Source organism: Glycomyces tenuis DSM 44171 (genome assembly GCF_000427885.1).
Classification (GTDB): domain Bacteria; phylum Actinomycetota; class Actinomycetes; order Mycobacteriales; family Micromonosporaceae; genus Glycomyces; species Glycomyces tenuis.
Genome location: NZ_ATYW01000022.1, coordinates 134032 through 160172, shown reverse-complemented (window position 1 = coordinate 160172; position 26141 = coordinate 134032). Strand labels below are relative to the sequence as shown.

Sequence of the window (26141 nt, the reverse complement as noted above, 5' to 3'; positions counted from 1 at the left end):
GCGTAGGAGATTTGGTGGAGGGCTGTCCCTAGTACGAGAGGACCGGGATGGACGAACCGCTGGTGTGCCAGTTGTCCCGCCAGGGGCATGGCTGGTTGGCTACGTTCGGGAGCGATAACCGCTGAAAGCATCTAAGCGGGAAGCGTGCTCCGAGATGAGATCTCCGTCAGCAGTGATGCTGGTGAGGCGCCCGGGAGATGACCGGGTTGATAGGCCTGACATGGAAGCGCAGCAATGCGTGGAGTGGACGGGTACTAACCGCCGAGAACTTAACACAACAACAACCACAAGATTTTCCTGCCGGTCGAGCAGAAGCGAATGACATTCACGCACGCTATGCGATTCTGAGGCAACACGCCCAGAATCCGGTCGGCCTTCGTCATCGAGGGTCTGGTCGAGGTTCTGCGGGCTTGTGTATGTGGTCTCACTGGTTTGTTTGGTGGTGAGAGCGGAAGTGGCACACCCGGTCCCATTCCGAACCCGGTCGTTACGGCTTCCAGCGCCGATGGTACTGCACCCGAGGGGGTGTGGGAGAGCAGGACACCGCCAAACATTGACATGACGCAAGGGCCCGCCGGCCACACCGGCGGGCCCTTCGCCGTATCCTGCGAGGCGATGCCGTCGGCTACAGTCGCTCCGTGTTCGTCCTCTCTCTCATCATCACTTCAGCGGTATTGACCGCCTGTGTGATGGTGGTGCATGCGGCTGCGCGCGCCCGCTGCCAGAGTCGGCCTGCAGGACACCTCGTCTGCTCCGCGGCGGCACTCGGGTCACTCAGCCTGGCGATTCTCGTCCACTCCTATGGCCAGATGACCATGTTCGACTTCATGGTCGAGGAACAGTGTCTGAGCCGTGGCGCCGGTGAGTTCATCGACTTCCACGAGAGCCTTTTCCCGGTCAGCGGCGCCCTCGAGTGCACCGACCGAACGATCCAACTTGTGCCCGCATGGGTCAATCCGGCTGTATCGGCGCTGTTGGTCGCTGCCCTCGTCGGCGCACTCGCTTCATTCGCCGCCAATGGCAGAGGCAATCGTGCACCAGCCACGCCCCGTCCGTGAGCCTGAGGCAACCTCATGTATTCGAACGGGCTGGCATTTTGACTCGAACGCCAAGGGCCGCAACCGGTTAAGGTTGCGGCCCTTGGCGTTTGCCTTTGCGGGTGTTAAGAGGATGAGGACAGAGCGTCTCTGAGCTTGTAGATGCCGGCGCCGACTCCGAAGATGGCGCCCACCACCAGGAATGCCATCAGGGACACACTGACGAGTAGGATCGCGACTCCGACAGCTCCAGCGACACTGAAGAACGTGCTCACTTGGCCTCCTCCGTTGCAGGCTCGGTGGACGGGTTTGTCCTTACAAGGATTGTCGCACATCGATGCATAGCTCGTAATCCGCATCACAAGTTAGACAGGTCACATTAGTGAACAGTGAATCAATCGCTCGCCTCCCGTCCGTCCCGCTGCCCGAGTCCGCTCTGCGGCGGCTGCGGGCCGTCGACCGCGATCCGATCAACCTGCACCGCTCGCTCGCGCACGCCCCCGCGATGCTCGCACCGATGCTCGACCTCATCCATGCCGTCCGCTACGAGTCCGAGGTGCCACGCGCGCTGCGAGAGCTGCTCATCTGCAGGATCGCCCAGCTCGAACGGTCGGCCTACGAGCTCGCCCACCACCTGCCGATGGCCCTGGCCGCAGGCGTGCGCCAAGAGCAGCTCGACCGGCTCGAGCACTGGCGGGAAGCCGACTGCTTCACGCCGGTCGAGCAGGCGGTGCTCGGGTACGCCGAACACCTCGGCGCCGGCGTCGAACGCGACGACGAAGCGCTCGCCGCACACTTCAGCCCCGCCGAGCAGGCCGAGCTCACCGTCGCCGGCGCCGCCTACATAGCAGTAGCGAGAATCCTTCGCGCCCTTGATGTCGAAATCGACGAGCACTGCTCCTGAGAAACCCGCGCCCGCCTCGGGTTTGGCGAACGTCGTACGGGACAACCTTCTCCGCATATCGAGTGTTTGCGCCATTCGGTGACGTACCAATGCAATACAGGCTTACGATCTGCGCACCTGCGGTTTCGTTCGGTCGGGTAGGGGAGAAGGTATGGAAGCGGACAAGGAACCTCTGCTGAACGGCGACGCCGACACGGGCTCCCGGGCCGTCATCTTCGTCTCTGTCGCGGCGGCTCTCGGCGGGTTCCTGTTCGGATACGACACCGCCGTCATCAACGGCGCCGTGGACGCCCTCCAGACCCAGTTCGGGATCTCCTCGATCGCGATCGGCTTCGTCGTCTCCTCGGCGCTGCTCGGCTGCGCGGTCGGCGCCTGGTTCGGCGGGGCGCTCGCGGACCGCTTCGGACGGGTCAGGGTCATGATGCTGGCCGCGGGCTTCTTCTTCGTCTCCGCGCTCGGCAGCGCCATGGCGGTCGGCCCCTTCGACCTGACCGTGTGGCGCGTGCTCGGCGGCCTCGCCGTCGGCGCGGCGAGCGTCATCGCGCCCGCCTATATCGCCGAGATGGCTCCCGCGCATCTGCGTGGACGGCTCGGTTCGTTGCAGCAGTTCGCGATCGTGCTCGGCATCTTCACCTCGCTGGTGGTGAACTACATCCTCCAGGACATCTCGGGAGGCGCCAGTGAGGCGGCCCCCTGGGGCGGCACCGCGTGGCGGTGGATGTTCGCCGCCGAAGCGATCCCCGCGTTCGCCTACTTCATCGTCGCCTTGCAGATTCCCGAATCCCCGCGGTACCTCGTCGCCAAGCATCAGACCAAGACGGCCAAGGCCGTCCTGAGGAAGTACGTCGGCGGAGACGTCGACCACCGCGTCCACGAGATCGAGGAGTCCCTGCACTCCGACAAGCCCCTCCGGTTCTCCGATGTGCGGGGACCGAAGTTCGGTCTCTTGCCGATCGTGTGGATCGGCATCCTGCTGTCGATGTTCCAGCAGTTCGTCGGCATCAACGTCATCTTCTACTACTCCACGAGCCTGTGGCGGTCGGTCGGCTTCAGCGAGAACAACGCCTTCGGCACCAGCGTCCTCAACTCGGCCGTCAACATCGCCGGCACCATCCTCGCCATCGTGCTGATCGACCGGCTCGGCCGCAAAAAGCTCCTGCTCTGGGGCTCGACGGTCATGCTCATCACGCTCGGCACGATGTCCATCATCTTCGCCACCGCGCCGCGCGACGCCGAGGGCGGCCCGCTCCTGAGCGACAGCGCCGGCGTCCTGGCGCTCATCGCCGCGAACCTGTACGTGTTCGGCTTCGCCTTCACCTGGGGCCCGGTGGTGTGGGTGCTGCTGGGGGAGATGTTCCCCAACCGGATCCGCGCCTCGGCACTGGGCGTGGCGGCGGCCGCGCAGTGGATATCGAACTGGCTCATCACGACCACCTTCCCCGAGCTCGCCGAGGCCGGCCTCGGCCTGGCGTACGGGCTCTACGCGCTGTTCGCGCTGATATCGATCCTCTTCGTGTACCGAGCGGTCCCCGAGACCAAGAACGTCGAGCTCGAGGACATGGAACGGCTCGAAGCGCTCGGCGCGGAGAAACCGTCCTCCTGACGCGACGCGGAGGGGCGGCCCGGCCGGGCCGCCCCTCCGCCTTCCCCGGTCCCCCTAGTCGTAGGCGATCGCGCCAAGGATGTCGACCTTGGAGGCCCGCACCGCCGGAGCGATGGCCGCCAGCAGGCCCACGAGCACGGCCGCCGCGAGGTAGCCGATGATCAGCCACGTCGGCACCGCGAAGACGTCCACTCCGGTCTCGGCGAGCGCCTGCTGGAGCGCCCAGCCCAGGCCCAGGCCGACGCCGATGCCCAGCAGCGCGCCGAACAGGGCGATCGTGACGCTCTCGACGGTGACCATCCTGGTCGTCTGGCCCCTGGTCATGCCGATCGCGCGGAGCATGCCCAGCTCCCTGGTGCGTTCGAGGACCGACAGGACCAGCGTGTTGATCACCCCGATGACCGCCACCACCATCGCCAGGCCCAGCAGCAGCTGGATCGCGATGATCGCGAAGTCGTAGAACACCGTCACCTGCGCGGTGAACTCCTCGTGGTTCTGGACGCTCACCGTCGGCTCGTCGGCGAGGATCGTCTCCACCTCCGAGGCGACCGCGTCGACGTCGCCGCCGTCGACCACGTCGACCAGCGCCGTCGTCGGCTTCGGCGTGTAGAACTCCTCGGCGTAGGCCGGGGAGACGTACCAGCCGTCGGTGTTCTCGTTGTCCTCCAGGATCGCCGCGACCGTGAACTCGTGCGCCTCGGTGCCGCGGCTGAACGTCACGGCGACCGTATCGCCCACCGCGACGCCGACCGATGACGCGGCCGTCGCGTTCATGGCGATCTCGTCGCCGGCGAGATCCGCGATCGATCCCTCGGCGACTTCGCCGCCGAACAGCTCGACGACGCCGGTGAGATCGGTGGAAGCGTTGACCCGCTGCTCGGTGCCGTCGATGTCGGCGACGTCGTAGTACAGCTCGGCGGCGGCCTCGACGCCGTCGACGCCTCGGATCTCGTCCATGAGCGCCGGGTCGAACGAGGCGGGGACCGCCGAGGTCACCGGCCCGGTCACGAACAGCTCGGCCGCCACGGTGTCCTCATAGACCTGGGACAGGCTCGCCTTGACGCTCGTCAGCAGCGTGGCCGTCGCGGTCACCAGGGCCACGCCGATCATGAGCGCGGCGGCGGTGACGGCCGTGCGCCGCGGGTTGCGGGCCGCGTTGCGCCGTCCGAGCCTGCCCGCGAACGACCCCGACCACAGCAGGCCCAGGGCCGCCACGAGCGGCCGCGCGAGCCACGCGGTCAGGAGCGTCACCCCGATGAAGACCAGCCCGGCCCCGACGCCCGCGCCCAGCAGGTTCTGCTCGCCGAGGTTCTCGGTGAGGCCGAGGGCGATCAGCGCCGCACCGATGAGCGTGAGGACCGCGCCGGTGACGGTGAGGCCGGTGATCGGCTTGTCCGCCTTGGCCGCCTCGCGCATCGCCTCCACCGGCGGGATCCGCGAGGCCCGGACGGCCGGGACGAGTGCCGACAGGATCGTCACGCCGATGCCGACCGCGAGCGCGGCGATGACGGCGGTGATCGGCACCGACACGGCGACATCGGCGGTGTCGAGCATGAAGTTCGAGGCCGCGCTGGTCAGCGCGGCGCCGCCGCCGATGCCGACCGCGGTGCCGACGACGGCGCCGATCGACCCTAGGACGAGCGCCTCGGTCAGCACGGAGCGGACGATCTGGTCGCGCCCGGCGCCGATGGCCCGCATCATCGCGATCTCCTTGAGGCGTCCGGCGATCACGATCGTGAACGTGTTGGCGATGAGGAAGACCGAGACGAACACGGCGACCCCGCCGAAGCCGAGCAGGAAGTTCCCGATGAGGCTCGTCGCCTCGGCGGTCTCGGCACTGGTCTCCTCGTCGTACTCGGCCTTGGTGATCACCTGGGCTTCGGCGCCGACGACGGCTTCCACCTCGGCGAGGAGCTCGTCGGCGTCGACGCCGACGGCGGCGTGGACGGCGACCGCGGAGTACACGTCCTGGCCCTCGAAGACGAGCCGTTGGGCCTCGGCGGTGGTGAAGGCCAGCTCGGTGTTGCCGTTGTTCGAGTCGCGCCCGCCCGCGTAGCCGTAGACGCCGACGATCTCGTATTCGGTCTGGTCGGTGGTCAGGGAGTAGGCGGTGACGGTGTCGCCGAGGCCGAGCCCGGAGTCGGTGACGAACTTGGCCGAGACGGCGACCTCGCCGTCGGCGGACGGCTCGCGGCCTTCGCGCAGCTCCCGGGCGGCCGATTCGTCGCTCCAGTTGACGGCCATGGTCGGGGCGAGGGCGCCGACGATCTTCCCGTTCTCGCCGATGGCGTTGATCATCCACGAGACGGTGGTGCTGGTCGAGGCGACGCCGTCGACGTCTTCGACGGCCGCGAGCGTCTCGGCCGTGACGCCCTCGCGCACCAGCCGCTCGCCGCGGGTCTCGGGTTCGAGAGGCTGGACGAGGACGTCGACGCCGTCGTAGGAGTCCCCGCTGAGATCGTTGACCGTGGCCTCGATCGAGGCGGTGAGCACCAGCGCGGCGGCGATGAACGCCGATCCGAGCACGACGGCCAGGCTGGTGAGGGCGAGGCGGGCCTTGCGGGCGGCCATGCCCTTGAGGGTGGCGCGCAGCATGGTCAGGCGATCCCGCCCAGGTCGTAGGCGAGCTTCTCGAAGCCGCGCATCTTGTCGATGACGGCGTCCGCGGTGGGCGCGGGAAGGTCGTCGACGATCTGGCCGTCGGCCAGGAAGACGACGCGGTCGGCGTAGGCGGCGGCATTCGGGTCGTGGGTGACCATGACGATCGTCTGACCGAAGTCGTCGACGCTGGTGCGCAGGAAGCGCAGCACCTCGGCGCTCGACCGCGTGTCGAGGTTGCCGGTGGGCTCGTCGGCGAAGACGACCTCGGGCCGGGAGGCCAGGGCGCGGGCGCAGGCGACGCGCTGCTGCTGGCCGCCGGACAGCTCGGTCGGCTTGTGGCCGAGCCGGTCACGCAGGTTCAGCACGTCGATGATGCGGCGCAGCCACTCCGGGTCGGCCTTGGTGCCGGCGATGGCCGCCGGGAGCGTGATGTTCTCCTCGGCCGTCAGCGTCGGCAGCAGGTTGAACTGCTGGAAGATGAAGCCGATCTTGTCGCGGCGGAGCTTGGTGAGGGCCTTGTCGCCCAGGCCGGTGATGGTGGTGCCGCCGATGGCGACGGTGCCGCGGTCGGTGGTGTCGAGGCCGGCCAGGCAGTGCATGAGCGTCGACTTGCCCGAGCCCGAGGGGCCCATGATGGCGGTGAACGCGCCGGAGCTGAACTCGACTGAGACGTCGCGGAGCGCGACGACCTGCGCCTCGCCCGAACCGTAGGCTTTCCAGACGCCTTGGGCTGAGACGGCGGTGGTCTTGACAGGGGATGCGGTGGACACGACGCTCTCTCTTTCGATGATGGTGGCGGTGTTCCGTAGGATGAAGTTAAGTGACATCGATGCATCAGATTATGACATCATACATGATGTCAAATAGCATCGTGGTACTCATCTGATCATGGCTCGACCCTATGGGACCGGCCGAACCCGTGCATCCGCTTTGAGAACGGTCTTGTTCTCCGACCTGAGTCGGAGGCAGGGGTACCCGAGTACGACCCGTCGGACGAGGCCGAAGGGCGGCAATCGGAAAAGCCGGTGCGCCGCTCGGCGAGCGGCGCACCGGCGAGGAACCCCGGATCCCTTACTGCCCCGGTCTGACCAGGCCGCTCTCGTAGGCCAGCACGACCGCCTGGACCCGGTCGCGCACGCCCAGCTTCGTCAGCAGGTGCCCCACGTGGGTCTTGACGGTCGTCTCGCCGACGGTGAGGGAGTCGGCGATCTCGGCGTTGGTGAGCCCCTTGGCCAGCAGCATCAGCACCTCGCGCTCGCGGGCGGTCAGCGCCTCGAGCACCGCGGGAGTCCCGTCGTTCTCCGGCCGGTGGTGCTCGGCGAAGCGGCCGAGCAGGGTCGAGAGGATGTGGGGTGCCACCACGGCCCCGCCGCGGTGGACGGTGCGGATGGCCTCGACCAGGTCGGCCGCCGGAGCGTCCTTGGTGAGGAACCCGGCCGCACCCGCACGGAGCGCCCCGACCACGTACTCGTCAAGGTCGAATGTGGTCAATACCAGCACTCTGGTCTTGAGTGACGCCTCGACGATGTCGGATGTGGCGGCCACGCCGTCGCGCCGCGGCATGCGGATGTCCATGAGCACGACGTCGGGCACCAGGCGCCGCGTGAGCTCGAACGCCTCGACCCCGTCGGAGGCCTCCCCGACGATGTCGATGTCCGGCTCGGCGCCGAGCACCATCTTGAATCCGGCGCGCAGCAGCTGCTGGTCGTCGACCAGCAGCAGTCGGATGGGACGTTCGCTCATTGACTCGCTCCCTGCAGATGGGCGTTCTTGGGGAATCTGGCCTCCACAAGGTAGCCTCCGCCCGGTTGCGGCCCCGCCTGGAGCGAGCCCCCGTACAGCGTGGCGCGCTCGCGCATGCCGATCAGTCCGTGCCCGCCGCTGAAGTGCGTGATCACCGGCGCCCCCCGGCCGGAGTCGCCGATCGAGACGCGGAACTCCTCCTGCCCGTAGTCGACCACGACGCCCGCCTTCGCCTTCGGTCCGGCGTGCTTGATCGTGTTGGTCAGCGCCTCCTGCACGATCCGGTAGACCGCCAGGCTCACCCCGGTCGGCAGCGGGTACTCCTCGCCGCGGACGCTGTAGCGCACCGGCAGCCCGGCGTCCTTGGTCTGCGCGACCAGCGCCCGCAGCGAGTCGACCGTCGGCTGCGGCTCGAGATCGGCGCTGTCGGGCTCCTCCTGGCCGCTGCGCAGCACGGTGAGGATGTCGCGCATCTCCCGCAGGGCGGTGCGGGCGGTCTGGTTGACCGTCGCCAGCGCCTCCTCTGCCGCGTCGGGGTTCGTGCGCAGGACCCGCTTGGCGCCCTCGGACATGACGCCGATGACCGAGATGTGATGGGCCACCACGTCATGCAGCTCGCGGGCGATCCGGCGCTGCTCGTCGGCCACGGCCTGCGCCGCGAGCGCCTCCCGGCTCTCCTCCGCGACGCGGGCCCGGTCGGCGAGCTCCTCGAACTTCAGCCGCCGGTTGCGCATCACGAATCCGATCCAGAACACCGTGGCGGCCATGACCGTGTTCAGCAGGACCAGGATCGAGCGGGTCGCCGGGGCGGCGTCGGCGGCCGAGACGAAGTAGACGAGCAGGTGCACCGGAAACCACATGGCCGCGGCGGCCGCGACCGCGCGATGGAAGGGCAGGTGGGCCGCGACGGTGTAGGTCAGGACGAAGAAGCCGATCCCGGCGTCGGCCGTCAGTATCCACTGGTCGGTGACGACCGCGGCCAACAAGATCGCCAGGGACAGCAGGATGGCGCCCCACGGCCATTTGCGCCGGATCGCGATCGGGGAGAAGGGAACCGCCAGCAGCGCCGCGTCGATCCAGCGGAAGTGAAGCTCCGGAGTGATCTGCGTGCCGACCCCGTACGACATGATGTAGGTGACGGCCAGGGCCGCCGCGAACAGTGAGTCGGCGAGCAGCGGGCGCTGCTGGAGCCAGCGACGCAGACGTTGGAATCGAGTGGCGACTTGCACGTTCCCACGGTATCGGCTCAGCGCCCCGTCCTCATCGAACGCGAGGACGACAACCGTCTCCGCCTCAAGTAGGAGGCATCTCCAGGCCGGGCAGGACCGTCGGCAGCGGATAGTTCGGCGGCTCGCCGCCGAACTCGGGGCACAGCTTCTGGTGGGCGCACCAGCCGCACAGCTTCGACTGCTGGGGCCGGAACTGACCGGTGGCGATCGCCTCGCGCATCGTCGCCCACAGCGCCTTGAGGCCCTTCTCGAAGCCCTCGAGCTCGTCCTGCGTGGGGGAGTAGTCGAGGAAGCGGCCGTCGCCGAGGTACATCAGCCGCAGCAGCTTCGGGATCGTCCCCCGCGTGCGCCACCACACCAGCGCGTAGAACTTCATCTGGAAGATCGGCTTCTCGGAGTACCGCTCGGGCGGGCGCCGACCGGTCTTGTAGTCGACCAGGCGCACCAGGCCGTCCCCGTTGACGTCGGCGCGGTCGATGAAGCCCTTGAGCTGGGTGCCGTCGTCGAGCGTGGTCGTCACCAGGCACTCGGTGCGGTGTGGCTCCAGCCGGGTCGGGTCCTCCATGCTGAAGTAGGTCTCGACCAGGCGCCGCACGCCCCGCAGCCACGACGACTCGTCGTCCAGACCGCTGAACAGCTCGGAGACGTCCTCGCCGGCCTGGAGCTTCGCCCATTCGGGCTCGATCAGGGCCAGCGCCTCCTCGGGGGTGCGCCTGCCCGCCTCGACCTCGTAGAGGCGCTCCAGGACCGAGTGGACCAGCGTCCCCTGCACCTGCGCCTTCGAGGGCGGCTCGGGCAACCGGTCGACCGCGCGGAACCGGTACAGCAGCGGACACTGCTGGAAGTCGAGGGCGCGCGAGGGCGACAACTGGGTCGGGCGAGTGGCCTGCGGCATCTTTCGAGCATAGGTCGCGCGCACTCGGCGCCGCGAGGCGGCGTCCCGCCGCAGACAAGAAACATAACGCGTGTACTGTTTGATTCATGACCGCCGACTCCGCATCGCCGACCGAGCCGTCCAGGTCCTTCGGTCAGGCCGCCGATCTCTACGATTCCATCCGCCCCTCCTATCCCGCCGACGCGATCGAGTGGATGCTCGGCGACCGGCCCCGCGACGTCGTCGACGTCGGCGCCGGCACCGGACTGCTCACCAGGGGCCTCATCGCCGCCGGGCACCGCGTCACCGCCGTCGAACCCGACCCGCAGATGCTCGACAAGCTCATCGCCGCCAGCCTCGGCCTCGCCGCCGGGCACCGCGGCGAGGCCGAGGCCCTCCCGCTCCCCGACGCCTCGGCCGACGCGATCACGGCCGGGCAGTCCTTCCACTGGTTCGACCGCGAACGGGCTCTGCCCGAGCTCCGCCGCGTCCTGCGGCCCGGCGGCGTGCTCGCCCCGATCTGGAACGTCCGCGACGAGTCGGTCCCGTGGGTGGCGGCGCTCTCGGAGATCGTCGGCTCCTCCAAAGGCGAGATCGCCGCGCGGGGACCCGCCGATCCGGACTACTTCGGTCCGCTCTTCGCCGAGCCGGAGACCCGGACCTTCCGCTACGAGAAGCCCTTCGACGGCCCCGGCCTCATCCGCCTCGTCCAGTCCCGCTCCTACTACCTCACCGCCGACGACCGGCGCCGCCGCGAGCTGCTCGCCGGGATCGAAGACCTCATCGCGAACCACCCGCAGCTCGCCGGCCGGGACGTCTTCGCGATGCCGTACGAGACCCAGGCCTTCCGCGTCCGCCTCTCCTCCTGACGGACAGGCGCCGGCGGCCCGCCTCCGCTCGACTGAGCGTGGCGAGCCGCCGGCGCATCACGAGCCGCGACATTCCTCCGCGGCGCCCTACACGTCCACCCGCGAGCGCCCGTGCCGGTTCGCCGGCCGGGCCAGCCCGTAGTGGTCGCGCAGGGTCGTACCGGTGTACTCGGTGCGGAACAGGCCGCGCGCCTGCAGGATCGGCACGACCTGGTCGACGAAGGCCGCCAGGCCCGACGGCAGGACCGCGGGCATGATGTTGAACCCGTCGGCCGCGCCCGCGTCGAACCACTCGACGACGGCGTCGGCGACCTGCTCGGCGGTGCCGGTGAAGGTCCGGTGGCCCCGCCCGCCGCCGAGGCGCCCGATCAGCTCGCGGACGGTCAGGCGCTCGCGTCGGGCCAGCTCCACGATCAGCGTGAAGCGGCTCTTGGCGCCCTCGATCTCGTCCTCGCTCGGCAGGTGCTCCGGCAGCTCGGCGTCGAGCCGCAGTTCCGAGGGGTCGAGGCCGAGCTGCCGGGCCAGCTGGTCCTTGGCGTACTCGGGGACGATGAGCCGGTCGAGCTCGGCCTCCAGCTCCCGAGCCTCCGCCTCGGTGGCGCCCAGGACCGGGACGATTCCCGGCAGGACCAGCACACCGCCGGGGTCCCTTCCGGCCCGGCGCGCCCGCTGCTTGACGTCGGCGTAGAACGCCTTCGCGTCCGCGAGGGTCTGCTGGGCGGTGAAGACCGCCTCGGCGTGCGCGGCCGCGAACGCCCTGCCGTCCTCCGAGGAGCCCGCCTGGACCAGGACCGGGTGGCCCTGCGGCGAGCGGGGCACGTTGAGCGCCCCCGCCACCTGGAAGTGCTCACCCTCGTGCGCCGCCGGATAGAGCAGGCGCTGGTCGCCCCACGTGCCGGAGGCCTTGTCGGCCAGGACGGCCTCGTCGTCCCAGGAGTCCCAGAGCTTCTTGGACACCTCCAGGAACTCCTCGGCCCGCGCGTAGCGCTCGGCGTGGCTCGGCAGCGTGTCGCGGTTGAAGTTCTGCGCCGCGGCCAGCGTGGCGGTGGTGACGATGTTCCACCCCGCCCGGCCGCCCGAGACGTGGTCGACCGAGGCGAAGCGTCGCGCGAGGTTGTAGGGGTCGTTGTACGTCGTCGACGCCGTCGCGATCAGGCCGATGCGCGTCGTGGCGGCGGCGAGCGCGGTGAGCACCACGGTCGGCTCCAGCGAACCGGAGGGCCGCCTGCCGATGTCGCCCCACAGCGCGGGCGAGTCGGCGAAGAACACCGAGTCGAGCCGGCCGCGCTCGGCGATGCGCGCCAGGTTCCGGTAGTGCTCGATCGAGGTCGTCGCGTACGGGTCGGACTCGGGCAGCCGCCACGACGCCTCGTGGTGGCCGGTGCTCATCAAGAACGCGTTGAGATGCAGTTGACGTGGGCGGCTCATGCTGCCTCCTCATCGGATCGCGGCCCGCCGACGCCGAGCGCGGCGAGCAGTTCGGTTCGGATCGCGGCGAAGCGCGGATCGGACGGGTCCCTGGGGGCCTCGATGTCGATCCGCAGTTCGGTGCCGATGCGTCCGGCGTCGAGGACCAGGACGCGGTCGGCGAGCACGACGGCCTCGTCGACGTCGTGGGTGACCAGCACGATCGCGGGCCGGTGCCGTTCGTGCAGGGCCCGCAGCAGGCCGTGCATCCTGATGCGGGTCAGCGCGTCGAGCGCGCCGAACGGCTCGTCGGCGAGCAGCAGCTGCGGCTCCCTGACCAGCGAGCGGGCCAGTGCGACCCGCTGCTGCTCGCCGCCGGAGAGCCGGCCCGGCCAGGCGCGCTCACGCCCGGCCAGGCCGACCTCGGCCAGCGCTTCACGGCCCTTGGTGCGAGCGCCGCCGCCGCGCAGGCCGAGGACGACATTGGTGAGGACGCGCTGCCACGGCAGCAGCCGCGAGTCCTGGAAGACGACCGAGATCTGCTCGGGCACGTCGATCTCGCCCGAGCCGGCGACGCCGTCGTCGAGCCCGGCGAGCGCGCGCAGCAGGGTGGACTTCCCCGAGCCGCTGCGGCCCAGCAGGACCACGAACTCGCCCGGCTCGACCTCCAGATCGAGGCCGTCGAGCACCGCGCGGCCCTCGAAGGAGCGCGTCAGGCCCCTGGTGCGCACGCTGGTCGTCTCGGTCAGTCCTCGAGTGTGCGTCGCCATGACAGGGCCCTCCTCTGCACGATGCGGACGATGCCGTCGGATATCAGGCCGAGCAGGCCGTACAGGACCAGGCCGACGATGATGACGTCGGTCTGTCCGTAGGAGCCGGCCAGCTGCATCATGTAGCCGATGCCGTTGGTGGCGTTGACCTGTTCGACCACGACCAGCGACAGCCAGGCGGAGGTGACGGCGAATCGCATGCCCAGCAGGAATCCCGGGAGCGCCCCGGGCAGGATCACCCTGCCGATGAACGCGCCGTGGCCCAGCCGCACGGTCTCCGACAGCTCGGCGTAGCGGCTGTCGATACTGCGCAGGCCGTTGTGCGTGTGGATGTAGATCGGGATGAGCACGCCCAAGGCGATGGTGATGATCTTCATGCGCTCGTCGATGCCGAACCACAGCAGCAGCAGCGGCAGGAGCGCGAGGTTGGGGATGGACCGCTTGATCTGGACGGGGCCGTCGACGATCGCCTCGCCGATACGGCTCAGGCCCGACACGAGGGCCAGCGCCACTCCGGCGGCGACGCCGAAGACCAGGCCGATCGCGAAGCGCTGGGCCGAGACCAGCAGATCGGCGCCGAGCCGCCCGGAGGAGATCAGCTCGGCGGCGGTCTGGGCGATGGTCCACGGCGCGGGCAGGAATCGCGGATCGATCCAGCCCTGGGCCGAACCGAGGAACCAGATGCCGAGCAGCAGCAGCGGCCCGATGAGGAATCCGGCCGGGATCGGTGTGCCGGGACCGAGGCGGCGCCGGGCGCGGGCCCGTCCTTCCGCGGGCCGCGGGCGCCCGACGTCCCCCGGCTCCGCCTCGGCTCCGGCTCCGCGGTGCTCCGTCTCCGCGGGTTTCAGTGCGGTCATTGCGCGGCCTCCGCACCGGCTCGCGATGCGATGCCGTCGGCCGCGAGCGTCTCGAAGCGGCGGTCGTAGAGCTCGTCGGTGTCCAGCACGGGCCGGTCGGTGCCCTCGGCGACGATGGCGATCGTCTCCTCGTGGCGCGCGATGCCCTCGGTCCAGTCGGCGGGGACGTCGGGTTCGCCGGTGCGGTCGAAGAGGTATTCGCCGTCCTCGTAGGGCAGCCCCTCGCGCTCGACGTAGTAGCCCTGGATCCACTCCTCGCGGTGCTCCCAGGCCCAGACCTTGGCGACGCCCCACAGCGAGACGTACTCGGCGATCGCGGCGGCTTTGTCGGCGTTCTGGAGCGTCTCGGTCTCGGAGTAGAGCAGCCACGGGTCGTCTCGCAGGCCGTGCGGGATCGTGCTCGCGCCGTCGGAGGCGAACTTGTTGAGGTAGGACCGCACCTGGGTGCCGCCGATGGGGGCGACGTCGATCTCGCCGCCGGCCAGCGCGTTGGAGTACGCGTCGCTGTTGGAGGGCAGCTCGACCAGTTCGACGTCGTCCTGGGTGAGCCCGGCCTTGTCCAGCACTCGCAGGATCAGCGCCCCCTGCGCCTGGCCGGGGGAGAACGCGATCCGCTTGCCCTCCAGGTCGGCCAGTTCGGTGACGTCGACGCCGGGGGCGATGCCCAGGTCGTAGACCGGGTGCTCGAGGGGGTCGACGCGGTACGAGGTGGCGACGATCTTGCTCGGCAGTCCGGTCCAGTTCGCCTGGAGCGGCGGGATGTCGGCCACCGCGCCGAGGTCGAGCGCTCCGGCCCGGAACGCCTCCTGCGTCTTGGGTCCGCCGGAGATGTTGGCGAACTGGACTTCGAAGGTGAGTTCGTCGATCAGCCCCGACAGCTCGAGGGCGACCTGCGTCTGCGGGTCGCCGACGATAAGGCGCGTCCCGTCGGGGACCTCTTGCGGCAGCGCCGCGTCGAGCGCGAGCGTCGGCCCGGTGTCCTCCTCGGCGCATGCGGCCAAGGACGCCGCGGCGAGGACGGGTGGGACGGTGAGCAGCGTTCGGCGGCTCAGTTCGGCTTGCATTGGATACGGCCTTTCGTGGAGGCGGGGTGGGGTGTCAGTCGATGGGGGCGGCGGCGCAGTAGGCGCCCGCGTGGTAGACCAGCGGGTCGCGGATACCTGCTTCGACGTCGGTGACCAGCGCGATGATCAGGCGGTGGTCACCGGCCTCGATGCGCTCGCGGACGAGTGCCCGCAGGTGCGCCGGGGCCTCGTCCAGGACCGGCTCCCCGGTCTCCAGCCGCGACCACAGTGTCGGGTGGGCGAAGCGGTCGATGCCGCTGGTGGCGAACCGGTCGGCGATGGCGTGCTGCCCGGCGGCCAGGAGGTTGACCGTGACGCTGGAGGCCTCGCGGAAGGTCGGCCAGGCCGACGAGCCGGTGGCGATCGCGAAGGAGATCAGCGGCGGCCGCATCGACAGCGATGTCAGGGACGTGGCGGTGAAGCCGGCGGGGCCCGCTCCGGCGTCGGCGCACACGACGGCGACGCCCGCAGGGTGGGTGCGGAAGAGCGCGCGGAAGTCGTCGGCGGCGACACCCGGTGCCTCGGGGAGCGGCGCGGTCTCGGTCGGCGCGGTCATACCCGTGCCTCCACCGACGAGCGGCCGAGCGCGAGGGCCAGGTCGGGCAGGTGGCGCTCGACCCACTGCCGGACCAGCCGCGGCAGGTCGCCGTACTGCGACTCCTCGAGCACGAGGGAGGGGACGGGCAGTCGCCCGCCCAGTTCGGCCAGGACGGGCCGCAGATGCAGATCGGCCAGCAGCCGGTGCGGGGCCGAGCCGGCGATCGTCACCGGGACGACCGCGGTGCCCGCCAGGGAGGCGGGCGGCAGCTGGTCGAGGAAGAGCTTGAGCAGGCCGGTGTAGCTGGCCTTGTAGACCGGTGTGCCGACGACGAGGATGTCGCTGGCGCCGACCTGGACGACGGCGCGCTCGAGGCCGTCGTGCGGCGGTTCGATGCCGTGGCGGTAGAGCTCGGCGAGGTCGATCGAGGAGGCGTCCCTCGGGGTGTCGAGTCCGTCGGCGATCGCCCCCGCAAGCGTCTCGGATGCTGAGAGCGTCCTGGAGAGGCGTCGCGGATTGCCGACCAATGTGGTCACTGTGATGATGGCGTTCACGTTGGTGCCCTTGCGGTGTGTGTTCGGATTCACGTGCGGCGTCCACGCGGCAGGTGCGGACCTGCCGCGGCGGCGGGGAATCGGAGAAGGCGGCCCTGGCCTGGGCTGCGAAGGCGCGTCGACGGCTCGGAGCGGCGGCGATGCCGCGAGGCGGCCGGGCTAGCGCATGGAACGGCGACGACAGATGGCGCTCGCGGCGCGCATCTGATCGATCTCGCGCCGCCGCGTGAGTTCGCTGGCGGGCTTCATGGGGACAACGATAGCAGTATTCCCATCGGAATAATAGGAATTCCTGCATGATGGGAACACGGCCTTGCGTCTCGTCACGACCGAGGGCCTCGGCGCACCCCGCATGCCCAGCGCCTCAAGCCGGTCGGAGGCCGCACGGCCAGGTCCGCGCCGTCTGAGCGCCGACGGCGGCCGCCTGTGAGCGACGCGGCATCGTCCCGGGCCCGGCGGGGCCGGCCTCCCCGGTAGCCTTCATAGCGCTCATCACGACGTCATCGGGTCGACCAGGGGATTCATGCGTTCCAAGCAAGGCGTGCCGCCGTTCCGCCGCTCCGGGTTCACCCTGTGCCGCCTCCGCGGCATCCCCATCGTGCTCGGCTACACCTGGCTGCTGCTCGCCGCCATGGTCATCGCCGTCTACGCGCCGATCGTGCGCCGCTCGGTCCCCGGCATCGGCGAGGGCACCTCCTACCTCGTCGCCGCGCTCTTCGCGCTCACGCTGCTCGCCTCGGTCTTCCTCCACGAGCTCGGCCACGCCCTGGTGAGCCTGCGCTCGGGGATAGGGGTGCGCCAGATCAACCTCGACGCCCTCGGCGGCTTCACCGAGATGGACCGCGAGTCCCATCGCCCGGGCACCGCCGCGGCCATCGCCCTGGCCGGACCGGCCGTCTCGGCCGTCCTCGGCCTCGCCGGCCTGGCCGCCCTCGCCGTGACCGAGCCCGGTTCCCTGCCCTGGCAGCTGGCCTTCCAGGTGTGCGTCGCCAACCTCCTGGTCGCCGCCTACAACCTCCTGCCCGGCCTGCCGCTCGACGGCGGCAAGGCCCTCCAGGCGGCCATCTGGGCGGCCACCGGCGACAGGTGGACCGGCTACCGCTTCGCCGGGTGGGCCGGGCGGGGCGTCGCCGTCGCCACCGCCGGCGTCGGGCTCTGGCTCTTCGCGGGCCGCTGGTTCAGCTGGCTCGGTCTCATCCTGCTCGCCCTGGTCGCCTTCGAGCTGTGGCGGGGCGCCACGGCGGCGATCCGGGCCGGCGCCATGGGCCCGAAGATCAGCGGCCTCGACGCCGCCGCGCTGGCCCGCCCGGTGGCCGTCGTGCCCGCCGACGCCACTCTCGGCGCGGCCCTCGCCGCCGCCGCGGGCCGCGAGGTCGTGGCCGTCGCCGAGCAGCCGGTCGGCGTCCTCGACCGCGCCGCAGCCGAGGCCGTCCCCGAGGACAAGATCCCCTCGATGCCGCTGGCGGGGCTGCTGCGCTCGGCGGGGGGCGTCCCCGCCATCGACGCGGGCCTGCGCGGCCAGGCCCTGGTCGACGCCATCGGGCGAGGCCGCGCCGAGGAGTACTTCGTCCTCGACGAGGGCCGCCTGACAGGACTGCTCTACACCGCCGACGTGGTCCGGGCCCTTCGCTAAGATGCTTCGGGCCTATCCGAAGGAGAGACTGTGCAAGACGTGCTCAAGGCGGGCGACCGCGTCCAACTGACCGACGCGAAGGGCCGCAAGGCCACCATCACCCTCGCCGAAGGTGGCGTATACCACACCCATCGGGGCCAGATCCTCCACGACGACCTCATCGGCCGGCCCGACGGCGTCACCGCGACCTCCTCGGGCGGCACCTCCTACCTGGCGCTGCGCCCGCTCCTGCCCGACTACGGGCTCTCGATGCGGCGCGGGGCGCAGGTCATCTACCCCAAGGACATCGCCCAGATCATCACCTTCGGCGACATCTACCCCGGCGCGCGCGTCGTCGAGGCCGGCGCGGGCTCCGGCGCGCTGACCAACTGGCTGCTGCGCTCGGTGGGCCCCGAGGGCCACGTCCACTCCTGGGAGCTGCGCGAGGACTTCGCCGAGATCGCCCGCCAGAACGTCGCCGGCTGGTACGGGAAGCAGCCCGACAACTGGACGCTGACCGTCGGCGACGTCGCCGAGGCCGACGTCGAGCCGGTCGACCGCGTCGTGCTCGACATGCTCAGCCCGTGGGAAGCACTGGACACTGTGGAGCGGATTCTGCGGCCCGGCGGCGTGTTCGTCGGCTACATCGCGACCACCACGCAGATGTCGGAGCTCGTCGAGGCCCTGCGCGAACGCAAGACCTTCACCGAGCCCGAGGCCTGGGAGACGCTCCTGCGCGGATGGCACCTCGAGGGCCTGGCCGTGCGCCCGGACCACCGCATGGTCGCCCACACCGCGTTCCTGGTCTGCGCCAGGAGGCTCGCGCCCGGCACCGTCGCCCCGGCGCGGAAGTACAAGCCCTCCAAGGGCCAGCAGGCCCTGCGCGAGCGCAACGCCCGCCGCGCCGGGACCGAGGGCGACGCTCCCGGAGTCTGAGACCGGTCCTATTCGGCGCCCGGCCCGGCCACGGGCGTCCGGTCGGCGCGGTCGCGAACGTAGATGCACTCACCGGGGCAGTCGTGAGCCGCGTTCACAATGTCCAGACGGCGGTGCTCCGGCACGGCCGCTTGCGAACCCTCCGTGGTCAACAGGTCACCCTGAGCGTTCTTCACATAAGCCAGGCCGTCGATGTCGAATTCGAAGACGTCGGGCGCGTACTGGACGCACAAACCGTCGCCTGTGCAGGCATCCTGGTCGATCGACACCTCGAGTTCACTTTCGCTGACGCCTGCGGAAGCGTCGATGTGTTCAGCCTCAGCCATGTCCCCCACATTAATTGCCGCGAAGAACCTGGCGCAATGTCGGTGTCGAGTCTTACTATTGGCGTCCCCAGCCAGCTACGGTTGGAGTAGGAACCTCACTCGGGAGGTGTGATCCGTGGCACGAAGCAATGATGACCGTCGACAGGGACTGGGCCGGGACTCAGAGCACGACGAACTGTCAGGACAGGTCGAAGAGCTCCAAGAGGAACTGGCCGCGGCTCGCCGTCGACTCACCGAAACGCCCCGACACGTCCACATTCTGGAAGAGCGGCTCGCAGCCGCCCAATCCCAGATCGACCGGCTGTCGGAGCAGAACGAGCGGCTCGTGGCGACCCTCAAAGAGGCCCGCGAGCAGATCGTCTCGCTGAAAGAGGAAATCGACCGGCTCGCACAGCCGCCGTCCGGTTACGGCGTGTTCTTGGGAGCCCGTGAGGACGGCACCGTCGACGTCTTCACGTCCGGGAGGAAGTTCCGTGTGGCGCTCGCTCCGTCCATCGACGCCGACGAGCTCGAACGCGGGCAGGAAGTCCTGCTCAACGACGCCATGAACGTCGTCGAGGTGCTCCAGTACGAGCGCATCGGCGAGGTCGTGACGCTCAAGGAGCTGATCGAGACCGCCGACGGCGGTCCGCCGGACCGGGCGCTGGTGACCAGCCACGCCGACGAGGAGCGGGTCGTGCTCCTGTCGGACGCGCTGATGAACCAGCCGCTGCGCGCCGGCGACTCGATCATGATCGAGCCGCGCGCCGGCTACGCCTACGAGCGCATCCAGAAGAGCGAGGTCGAAGAGCTCGTACTCGAAGAGGTCCCCGACGTCGACTACTACGACATCGGCGGCCTCGACGGCCAGATCGAGCTCATCCGGGACGCCGTCGAGCTGCCGTTCCTGCACGCCGACCTGTTCCGCGAGCACGAGCTGCGCGCCCCCAAGGGCGTGCTGCTGTACGGCCCCCCCGGCTGCGGCAAGACGCTCATCGCCAAGGCCGTCGCCAACTCGCTGGCCAAGAAGGTCGCCGAGATGCGCGGCGAGGAGGCCTCGACGAAGAGCTACTTCCTCAACATCAAGGGCCCCGAGCTGCTGAACAAGTACGTCGGCGAGACCGAGCGGCACATCCGCCTGGTCTTCCAGCGCGCCCGCGAGAAGGCCTCCGAGGGCATGCCGGTCATCGTGTTCTTCGACGAGATGGACTCCATCTTCCGCACCCGCGGATCCGGGGTCTCCTCGGACGTGGAGAACACCATCGTCCCGCAGCTGCTCTCGGAGATCGACGGCGTCGAGGGCCTGGAGAACGTCATCGTCATCGGGGCCTCGAACCGCGAGGACATGATCGACCCGGCGATCCTGCGGCCCGGCCGCCTCGACGTCAAGATCAAGATCGAGCGGCCCGACGCCGAGTCGGCCAAGGACATCTTCTCGAAGTACATCACCGCCAAGCTGCCGCTGCACGCCGACGACCTCGCCGAGCACGACAAGGACCGCGACGCGACGGTCTCGTCGATGATCCAGGCGGTGGTCGAGCGGATGTACTCCGAGGTCGAGGAGAACCGCTTCCTGGAGGTCACCTACGCCGACGGCGACAAGGAGGTCCTGTACTTCAAGGACTTCAACTCCGGCGCCATGATCGAGAACATCGTGGCCCGGGCCAAGAAGATGGCGATCAAGGACTTCCTGACCTCGCAGTCCAAGGGCCTGCGGCTCACCCACCTGATCGACGCCACCGTCGACGAGTTCCGCGAGAACGAGGACCTGCCGAACACCACCAACCCCGACGACTGGGCGCGGATCTCCGGCAAGAAGGGCGAGCGGATCGTCTACATCCGCACGCTCGTCTCCGGCAAGGGCTCCGACTCCGGACGCAGCATCGACACCGTGTCGAACACGGGGCAGTACCTGTAAGCACCGACCGAGTGAGCCGACGGGGCGGCGGGCTATCCCGCCGCCCCGTCGGCGTCCCCGGGGACCCGCAGGATCACCAGGGACAGGTCGTCGACGCGCTGGAAGCCGCCCTTGTTGAAGTCCGCGCGCAGCAGCGCCCGGAGCCGGTGCGGCTCGCGGTGCCCGGCGGCGACGTGCCCGTTGAGGTACGACGTCAGCGGGAACGCCCGGCCGCCCTTGTCGCGGGCCTCGACCAGCCCGTCGGTGAAGGCCACGACCAGGTCGCCGGGGGACAGCGGCACCTCCAGTACCTCCGCCGAGGGGGGCCCGAGCGTCGCCAGCCCCAGCGGCGGTCGCGGCTTGACCTCCAGCGGCTTCGCCGTGTGGTGGACCAGCAGCGGGGCCGGGTGCCCGCACAGCACGACCCGCACCACCGCCTCGCCAGGCGGGATCTCGATGAGCGCGGCCGTGGCGAAGGTCTGGTCCCACTCGCCGCGGTCCCGGTTGTCCAGGCCGACCCGTCGCTCCAGGCGGCCCGACAGCGACCACAGGTCGGCGTCGTCGAGGACGCCCTCGCGGAAGCTCCCCAGCAGCGCCTCGGTGACCCTCACTGTGGTCAGATCGTGCCCCTGGACGTCGCCGACGACCGCCCTGAGGCCGTACTCGGTGCACTGGACGTCGAAGAAGTCCCCGCCGACCAGGCCCGGACTGCCCTCAGGCGTCCGGTAGACCGAGGCGACCTCGAAGGTCCCGATCCGCTCGGGCAGCTCCGGCATGATCGCGCGCTGCGTCGTCTCGGCGACGCTGGTCATGTCCAGCAGGCGCAGGACGACCCGGTCCCTGATCCACGCCAGTCCCACCGACAGGCCGCCCACGGCGACCGCCGCGCCGACGTCCGGCCAGCCGCTGGCCGTGATCGGCAGTAGGCCGAGCGCTTCCGCGCCCGAGGCGACGAACAGGCACACCGCGACAGCGGCCACCGCGGTCGGGACCGGCCCGTTGACCAGCGCCGTCAGCGCCGGGAACGCGAAGATCAGGTAGGCGTAGCGCAGCAAGACCGGATCGAGCAGCATCAGCGGCACCGGCACGAGCGCGACCAGGGGCAGCAGCCGCAGCCAGAGCACTGCGCTCGGGTCGCCGCCGGTCATGCGGTTCAACAGGTTTCCGCTCTTCAGGTAGGACCTGGTCGCCCCCTGGTCCGCCTGCGGTTCGCCACTTCTGCCCATCGGGCTGATCGTATGCGGCATAGGAGGATCGAATGGCCGGAACGGGAATACCGCAGTTCGCAGGCACTGCGGGCCCGCATGGAGGGCACAAATTCGATTGGAAGCCGCTGGAAGGGGCGGATGCGCCGAAGAACCGACTACGCTCGAAGATATGACCGTACGCCGCATCATGGGCACTGAGATCGAATACGGGATCAGCGTGCCCGGCCAGCCGGGGGCCAACCCGATGGTGACCTCCTCCCAGATCGTCAACGCCTACGCCGCCCGCCCGGAGCTGTCGAAAGGCGGACGGGCGCGGTGGGACTACGAGGAGGAGACGCCCCTGCGCGACGCGCGCGGCTTCACCTACACCGGGGCGCTGTACGACCCGGCCGAGAACCTGGCCGACGAGGACACCGGCCTCGCCAACGTCATCCTCACCAACGGCGCCCGGCTGTACGTCGACCACGCCCACCCCGAGTACTCCACGCCCGAGGTCACCAACCCGCGCGAGGCCGTCCTGTTCGACAAGGCCGGCGAGATGACCATGGCCGAGGCCGCCCACCGGGCCGCCCACACGCCGGGCATCGGGCCGATCAACCTGTACAAGAACAACACCGACAACAAGGGCGCCTCGTACGGTGCGCACGAGAACTACCTCATGTCGCGCCAGACGCCGTTCGCCGACATCGTCGCCCATTTCACGCCGTTCCTGGTCACCCGCCAGGTCTTCTGCGGAGCCGGGCGCATCGGCATCGGCCAGGACGCCGCCGAGTCGGGCTTCCAGGTCTCGCAGCGCGCCGACTTCTTCGAAGTCGAGGTGGGCCTGGAGACCACCTTGAAGCGTCCGATCATCAACACCCGCGACGAGCCGCACGCCGACGCCGAGCGGTACAGGCGCCTCCACGTCATCATCGGCGACGCCAACCTCGCCGAGAACGCCACGTTCCTCAAGGTCGGGACCGCCTCGATCGTGCTGGCGATGATCGAGGCCGGCGTCTTCGACGGCTCCCTGGCCATCAGCGAGCCGGTCGCCGAGCTGCGCGCGGTCAGCCACGACCCGAGCCTGACGCACAAGATCGAGCTGCGCGGCGGCAAGCGGATGACCGCCGTCGAGTTGCAACAGTCGATCCTGGAGCAGGCCGAGGACTACTGCGGCAGCGACTGCGACCCCGACACGCGCGAAGTGCTCGACAAATGGGCGTTCGTGCTCGACGCTCTGGCGCGCGATCCGTCCGAGCTGGACGACATGCTCGACTGGCCCGCGAAGCTGGCGCTGCTCGAACGCTACCGGGACCGCGAGAACCTCGACTGGGGTTCGGCGAAGCTCCAGGCCATCGACCTCCAGTACCACGACGTGCGGCCCGAGAAGGGCCTGTACCACCGCCTGGTGGCCCGAGGCAAGATGCAGCGGCTGCTGACCGACGCCGAGGTCATGGACGCCATGGTGGAGCCGCCGGCGGACACCAGGGCGTTCTTCAGGGGGCGGTGCCTGGCCCGATACCCCTCCGAGGTCGTTGCGGCGTCGTGGGACTCGGTCATCTTCGACGTCGGCGCGGACTCGCTGGTGCGGGTGCCCATGATGGAACCGGAGAAGGGCACCAAGGCGCACGTGGGGGAGCTGTTCGACCGCTGCGAGGCCGCCAAGGACCTGCTCGACGTCATCACCGCCGAGTGAGGCGGGCCCGCGACGTCCGAACGGAATCAGGCCTCCTGTGCGAAGTCCGACGCCGACGCGGCCGACAGCGGCGGGATCCCGCGGCGCTCGAGCAGCCCGTGGCCGCCGCGCCCGAACCGCCGAACGCGCTTTCACCGCCCATCGTCCGCGTCCCGCTTGTTCGCCCTGGGCGTAGCGCCGCACGTCTCCACCGCGTTGCCCCTGCGGCCCACGAGTCGCATGAGGCGACCGTCCGCGCCCGCGCGCCTGGTCAACCGTAGTCTTCCGGTCGCACTCCGTGCCGGATGGGACATGGGGGCGGCCATGCCGGAAACGGAATATTACGGGGCAGTACAGCGTCGTATCTGGCATGGTGTCGTACCTACGCGGTACCGTTTAGGCACCGTCGGTCGAAGGTAGAAGGGAAAAGCGATGGCAGCGAAGGACTCCGGCGGGCAGTCGCAGTCACAGCGGTCACGGCAGGACGCCGATGCCGAGGCCACCGAGGCCGCTGTCGACCCCGAGATTGCCGAGCGTCACGAAGAGATCACCGAGGAAGTAGACGACCTGCTCGACGAGATTGACGAAGTCCTGGAGACCAACTCCGAGGAATTCGTTCGTTCGTTCGTGCAAAAGGGCGGCCAGTAGAAGGCCCCCTGCCAATGGACATAGGGTTACCTGGTGTGCGGCACCGGCTGAACCAGTGGACGCCCCGCGAGTCTCGACGAGCGGATCCGCGGCCCACGGTCAGGTGCGGCGCACCAGGTGCTCTATAACCATCGACGGCCCTGCGGCCCGAGAGGCCCCGCAGTGCGGGCCGCGCTATTGAAATAGAAATAGGGAGGTCAAGTCGTGACAGGTGAAGGATTCCCAGGCAAGCTACCGAACGCGTATATGACGGCTGGAACCTCCTCATTCTCGGAGTTCCTGACACAGGTCGCCCCGGAACTGCTCCCGGGGCGGCGTCCACTGCCCCCGGGGGATTTCGCCCAGGTCAGTGCCCACGCCACCACGATCGTCGCGCTGAAGACCGCCGACGGCGTCGTGATGGCGGGCGACCGCCGGGCCACAATGGGCAATTACATCTCCAGCCGGGACATCGAGAAGGTCTTCCCCGCCGACGGCTACTCGCTCATCGGCATCGCGGGAACGGCCGGGCTCGGCATCGAGCTGGTCAAGCTCTACCAGCTCGAACTCGAACACTACGAGAAGATCGAAGGCGAACCGCTGACCTTGAGCGGCAAGGCCAACCGCCTCGCCACGATGCTCAGGGGCAACCTCGGCATCGCGCTCCAGGGGCTCGCCGTCGTCCCGCTGTTCGCCGGATTCGACGAAGACGCCCCCGAGCTCTCCCAGGCCGGCAAGATCTACAGCTTCGACGTCGTGGGCGGCATCTACGAGGAACGCGACTTCGACTCGATCGGCTCGGGCTCGATCTTCGCCAAGAGCGCCTTGAAGAAGCGCTTCCAGCGGGGCGTCTCCACCGAGGACGCCGTCAAGCTCGCCGTCGAATCGCTCTACGACGCCGCGGACGACGACTCCGCCACCGGCGGACCCGACCCCACCCGCGACCTCTACCCGGTGGTCATGACCGCCACGGCCGACGGCTCCAGACGCGTCGACGAGGCCACAGTGGCCGAGGTGGCCCGCGAGGTCATCGGATCCCGCACCGAGAACCCCTACGGCTGAGAGGAGCACGGACATGGGTATGCAGTTCTACACCAGTCCCGAGCAGATCATGCGGGACCGGGCCGAGTACGCCCGCAAGAACATCGCGCGCGGCCGCAATGTCGTCGTGCTGTCCTGCGCCGACGGCGTCCTCTTCGTCGCGGAGAACGTCTCCACCGCGCTGCACAAGCTCTACGAACTCTACGACCGCATCGGCTTCGCCGCGGTCGGCAAGTACAACGAGCTGGAGAACCTGCGCACCGCCGGCGTCCGGATGGCCGACCTCCGCGGCTACTCCTACGACCGCCGCGACGTCACCGCCGCCAGCCTCGCCAAGGCCTACGCCCAGACGCTCGGGGCGATCTTCTCGGAGCAGACCAAGCCGTTCGAGGTCGAGATCTGCGTCGCCGGCGTCGGAGGGGACGCGAAGGGCGACGAGCTCTACCGGCTCACCTTCGACGGCTCGATCTACGACGAGCCCGGCTACCTGGCCATGGGCGGTCAGGCCGAGCAGCTGGTCGAGATCCTCCGCGACGGGCACGACTTCGAAGCGCCCCTGGCCGACGCCTTCGCTCTGGCGCTCAGGGCGCTCACCTCCGGCGGTGAGAACGGCTCGCAGCGGGAGCTGACCACCGACGTGCTGGAGGTCGCGATGCTCGAGCGGGCCCGCCCCGGGCGGGTGTTCCGCCGCATCAGGGGCACCGCGCTCGAGGCGCTCATGCCGAGCGCCTCGAGTGACGAAACCGAAGAGGCGGGGGCCGACGAGGAGGGCCCCGACTCGACCGAGTCCTGACAAGAAGACGCCGTGTGC

At 69.6% G+C, this 26141-nt stretch carries 24 protein-coding genes and 2 rRNA genes; 13 read left to right on the top strand and 13 right to left on the bottom strand.

The window, feature by feature from the left end:
- The 5 genes from YWW_RS0121435 to YWW_RS32140 all read left to right on the top strand — a co-directional run.
- Positions 1–278: ribosomal RNA gene (locus YWW_RS0121435) — 23S ribosomal RNA — on the top strand; the annotation flags it as partial.
- Positions 279–435: 157 nt separating this feature from the next.
- Positions 436–552, top strand: a 5S ribosomal RNA gene (gene rrf / locus YWW_RS0121430).
- 86 nt (positions 553–638) lie between these two features.
- Entirely contained in the window at positions 639–1058 is a 420-nt protein-coding gene (locus YWW_RS0121425; RefSeq protein WP_026931711.1) for a hypothetical protein, read from the top strand.
- 361 nt (positions 1059–1419) lie between these two features.
- Complete coding sequence (locus tag YWW_RS34415) at positions 1420–1941, top strand: carboxymuconolactone decarboxylase family protein (RefSeq protein WP_051326146.1); 522 nt, start codon at positions 1420–1422, stop codon at positions 1939–1941.
- A gap of 151 nt (positions 1942–2092) precedes the next feature.
- Complete coding sequence (locus YWW_RS32140) at positions 2093–3544, top strand: sugar porter family MFS transporter (RefSeq protein ID WP_051326145.1); 1452 nt, start codon at positions 2093–2095, stop codon at positions 3542–3544.
- Between the two features lie 54 nt (positions 3545–3598).
- Here YWW_RS32140 and YWW_RS0121405 read toward each other — a convergent pair whose 3' ends face one another.
- The 5 genes from YWW_RS0121405 to YWW_RS32130 all read right to left on the bottom strand — a co-directional run bounded on the left by YWW_RS0121405 (position 3599) and on the right by YWW_RS32130 (position 10012).
- On the bottom strand, positions 3599–6139 hold the full coding sequence (locus YWW_RS0121405) for an ABC transporter permease (protein ID WP_026931710.1): 2541 nt from the start codon (positions 6137–6139) through the stop codon (positions 3599–3601).
- Between the two features lie 2 nt (positions 6140–6141).
- A complete protein-coding gene (locus YWW_RS0121400) occupies positions 6142–6915 on the bottom strand; it encodes an ABC transporter ATP-binding protein (protein WP_026931709.1) in 774 nt (257 codons plus the stop codon).
- A gap of 301 nt (positions 6916–7216) precedes the next feature.
- The gene (locus tag YWW_RS0121395) at positions 7217–7888 is read right to left on the bottom strand and encodes a response regulator (protein WP_026931708.1); all 672 of its coding nucleotides are present in this window, start codon (positions 7886–7888) and stop codon (positions 7217–7219) included.
- Positions 7885–9117 carry a sensor histidine kinase gene (locus YWW_RS32135; RefSeq protein ID WP_051326144.1) on the bottom strand — a complete coding sequence of 411 codons (1233 nt, stop codon included), beginning with the start codon at positions 9115–9117 and terminating at the stop codon, positions 7885–7887. The genes YWW_RS0121395 and YWW_RS32135 overlap by 4 nt, the downstream gene beginning before the upstream one ends.
- 64 nt (positions 9118–9181) lie before the next feature.
- The gene (locus YWW_RS32130; RefSeq protein WP_051815729.1) at positions 9182–10012 is read right to left on the bottom strand and encodes a RecB family exonuclease; all 831 of its coding nucleotides are present in this window, start codon (positions 10010–10012) and stop codon (positions 9182–9184) included.
- A gap of 86 nt (positions 10013–10098) precedes the next feature.
- On the opposite strand from YWW_RS32130, the gene YWW_RS0121380 reads away from it, so the two are divergent.
- Positions 10099–10860 carry a class I SAM-dependent methyltransferase gene (locus tag YWW_RS0121380; protein ID WP_026931707.1) on the top strand — a complete coding sequence of 254 codons (762 nt, stop codon included), beginning with the start codon at positions 10099–10101 and terminating at the stop codon, positions 10858–10860.
- 87 nt (positions 10861–10947) lie between these two features.
- Here the strand turns inward: YWW_RS0121380 and YWW_RS0121375 are convergent, their stop codons facing one another.
- The 6 genes from YWW_RS0121375 to YWW_RS32115 are packed head-to-tail and all read right to left on the bottom strand — an operon-like array spanning position 10948 to position 16083.
- Positions 10948–12288, bottom strand: coding sequence for an LLM class flavin-dependent oxidoreductase (locus YWW_RS0121375; RefSeq protein WP_026931706.1), 1341 nt, complete (start codon positions 12286–12288; stop codon positions 10948–10950).
- Positions 12285–13037 (bottom strand): ABC transporter ATP-binding protein, encoded by a 753-nt coding sequence (locus tag YWW_RS0121370; RefSeq protein WP_026931705.1) that lies wholly within the window; start codon positions 13035–13037, stop codon positions 12285–12287. The genes YWW_RS0121375 and YWW_RS0121370 overlap by 4 nt, the downstream gene beginning before the upstream one ends.
- A complete protein-coding gene (locus tag YWW_RS32125) occupies positions 13013–13894 on the bottom strand; it encodes an ABC transporter permease (RefSeq protein WP_081687646.1) in 882 nt (293 codons plus the stop codon). The genes YWW_RS0121370 and YWW_RS32125 overlap by 25 nt, the downstream gene beginning before the upstream one ends.
- A complete protein-coding gene (locus YWW_RS32120) occupies positions 13891–14958 on the bottom strand; it encodes an ABC transporter substrate-binding protein (RefSeq protein WP_035699621.1) in 1068 nt (355 codons plus the stop codon). Before YWW_RS32120 ends, YWW_RS32125 begins: the two co-directional genes overlap by 4 nt.
- Positions 14959–14992: 34 nt before the next feature.
- Positions 14993–15514, bottom strand: a complete 522-nt coding sequence (locus tag YWW_RS0121355) for a flavin reductase family protein (protein WP_026931704.1) — start codon at positions 15512–15514, stop codon at positions 14993–14995.
- Entirely contained in the window at positions 15511–16083 is a 573-nt protein-coding gene (locus YWW_RS32115) for an NADPH-dependent FMN reductase (RefSeq protein ID WP_051326143.1), read from the bottom strand. Before YWW_RS32115 ends, YWW_RS0121355 begins: the two co-directional genes overlap by 4 nt.
- Positions 16084–16573: 490 nt before the next feature.
- On the opposite strand from YWW_RS32115, the gene YWW_RS0121345 reads away from it, so the two are divergent.
- A complete protein-coding gene (locus tag YWW_RS0121345) occupies positions 16574–17683 on the top strand; it encodes a M50 family metallopeptidase (RefSeq protein ID WP_026931703.1) in 1110 nt (369 codons plus the stop codon).
- A gap of 30 nt (positions 17684–17713) precedes the next feature.
- On the top strand, positions 17714–18598 hold the full coding sequence (locus tag YWW_RS32110; protein WP_035699628.1) for a tRNA (adenine-N1)-methyltransferase: 885 nt from the start codon (positions 17714–17716) through the stop codon (positions 18596–18598).
- Between the two features lie 8 nt (positions 18599–18606).
- Here the strand turns inward: YWW_RS32110 and YWW_RS0121335 are convergent, their stop codons facing one another.
- The gene (locus YWW_RS0121335) at positions 18607–18924 is read right to left on the bottom strand and encodes a ferredoxin (RefSeq protein WP_051326142.1); all 318 of its coding nucleotides are present in this window, start codon (positions 18922–18924) and stop codon (positions 18607–18609) included.
- A gap of 115 nt (positions 18925–19039) precedes the next feature.
- Between YWW_RS0121335 and arc the strand changes: the two genes are divergently transcribed.
- Positions 19040–20821 (top strand): proteasome ATPase, encoded by a 1782-nt coding sequence (gene arc, locus YWW_RS0121330; RefSeq protein WP_026931701.1) that lies wholly within the window; start codon positions 19040–19042, stop codon positions 20819–20821.
- A gap of 32 nt (positions 20822–20853) precedes the next feature.
- Here arc and YWW_RS32105 read toward each other — a convergent pair whose 3' ends face one another.
- Positions 20854–22026 carry a PP2C family protein-serine/threonine phosphatase gene (locus YWW_RS32105; protein WP_051326141.1) on the bottom strand — a complete coding sequence of 391 codons (1173 nt, stop codon included), beginning with the start codon at positions 22024–22026 and terminating at the stop codon, positions 20854–20856.
- A 151-nt stretch (positions 22027–22177) separates the two neighbouring features.
- Here YWW_RS32105 and dop point away from each other — a divergent pair, with 151 nt between their 5' ends.
- The 4 genes from dop to prcA all read left to right on the top strand — a co-directional run bounded on the left by dop (position 22178) and on the right by prcA (position 26123).
- Positions 22178–23683 carry a depupylase/deamidase Dop gene (dop, locus tag YWW_RS0121320; RefSeq protein WP_035699634.1) on the top strand — a complete coding sequence of 502 codons (1506 nt, stop codon included), beginning with the start codon at positions 22178–22180 and terminating at the stop codon, positions 23681–23683.
- A gap of 411 nt (positions 23684–24094) precedes the next feature.
- Positions 24095–24310 (top strand): ubiquitin-like protein Pup, encoded by a 216-nt coding sequence (locus YWW_RS0121315; protein WP_026931699.1) that lies wholly within the window; start codon positions 24095–24097, stop codon positions 24308–24310.
- Positions 24311–24556: 246 nt separating this feature from the next.
- Positions 24557–25351: a proteasome subunit beta gene (gene prcB, locus YWW_RS0121310; protein WP_051326140.1), complete on the top strand. Its 795-nt coding sequence runs from the start codon at positions 24557–24559 to the stop codon at positions 25349–25351.
- Between the two features lie 13 nt (positions 25352–25364).
- On the top strand, positions 25365–26123 hold the full coding sequence (gene prcA, locus YWW_RS0121305) for a proteasome subunit alpha (RefSeq protein WP_026931697.1): 759 nt from the start codon (positions 25365–25367) through the stop codon (positions 26121–26123).
- The last annotated feature ends 18 nt before the right edge of the window (positions 26124–26141 follow it).

Bases quoted from the DNA above. Each gene is read 5' to 3' on its own strand.
- YWW_RS0121405 (WP_026931710.1), bottom strand. From the start codon at position 6,139: ATGCTGCGCGCCACCCTCAAGGGCATGGCCGCCCGCAAGGCCCGCCTC.
- YWW_RS0121355 (WP_026931704.1), bottom strand. From the start codon at position 15,514: ATGACCGCGCCGACCGAGACCGCGCCGCTCCCCGAGGCACCGGGTGTC.
- YWW_RS0121380 (WP_026931707.1), top strand. From the start codon at position 10,099: ATGACCGCCGACTCCGCATCGCCGACCGAGCCGTCCAGGTCCTTCGGT.
- YWW_RS32105 (WP_051326141.1), bottom strand. From the start codon at position 22,026: ATGGGCAGAAGTGGCGAACCGCAGGCGGACCAGGGGGCGACCAGGTCC.
- prcB (WP_051326140.1), top strand. From the start codon at position 24,557: ATGACGGCTGGAACCTCCTCATTCTCGGAGTTCCTGACACAGGTCGCC.
- YWW_RS0121335 (WP_051326142.1), bottom strand. From the start codon at position 18,924: ATGGCTGAGGCTGAACACATCGACGCTTCCGCAGGCGTCAGCGAAAGT.
- YWW_RS0121395 (WP_026931708.1), bottom strand. From the start codon at position 7,888: ATGAGCGAACGTCCCATCCGACTGCTGCTGGTCGACGACCAGCAGCTG.
- YWW_RS0121370 (WP_026931705.1), bottom strand. From the start codon at position 13,037: ATGGCGACGCACACTCGAGGACTGACCGAGACGACCAGCGTGCGCACC.
- dop (WP_035699634.1), top strand. From the start codon at position 22,178: ATGACCGTACGCCGCATCATGGGCACTGAGATCGAATACGGGATCAGC.
- YWW_RS0121315 (WP_026931699.1), top strand. From the start codon at position 24,095: ATGGCAGCGAAGGACTCCGGCGGGCAGTCGCAGTCACAGCGGTCACGG.
- YWW_RS32120 (WP_035699621.1), bottom strand. From the start codon at position 14,958: ATGCAAGCCGAACTGAGCCGCCGAACGCTGCTCACCGTCCCACCCGTC.
- YWW_RS32125 (WP_081687646.1), bottom strand. From the start codon at position 13,894: ATGACCGCACTGAAACCCGCGGAGACGGAGCACCGCGGAGCCGGAGCC.
- prcA (WP_026931697.1), top strand. From the start codon at position 25,365: ATGGGTATGCAGTTCTACACCAGTCCCGAGCAGATCATGCGGGACCGG.
- YWW_RS32140 (WP_051326145.1), top strand. From the start codon at position 2,093: ATGGAAGCGGACAAGGAACCTCTGCTGAACGGCGACGCCGACACGGGC.
- YWW_RS0121345 (WP_026931703.1), top strand. From the start codon at position 16,574: ATGCGTTCCAAGCAAGGCGTGCCGCCGTTCCGCCGCTCCGGGTTCACC.
- YWW_RS32130 (WP_051815729.1), bottom strand. From the start codon at position 10,012: ATGCCGCAGGCCACTCGCCCGACCCAGTTGTCGCCCTCGCGCGCCCTC.
- YWW_RS0121375 (WP_026931706.1), bottom strand. From the start codon at position 12,288: ATGAGCCGCCCACGTCAACTGCATCTCAACGCGTTCTTGATGAGCACC.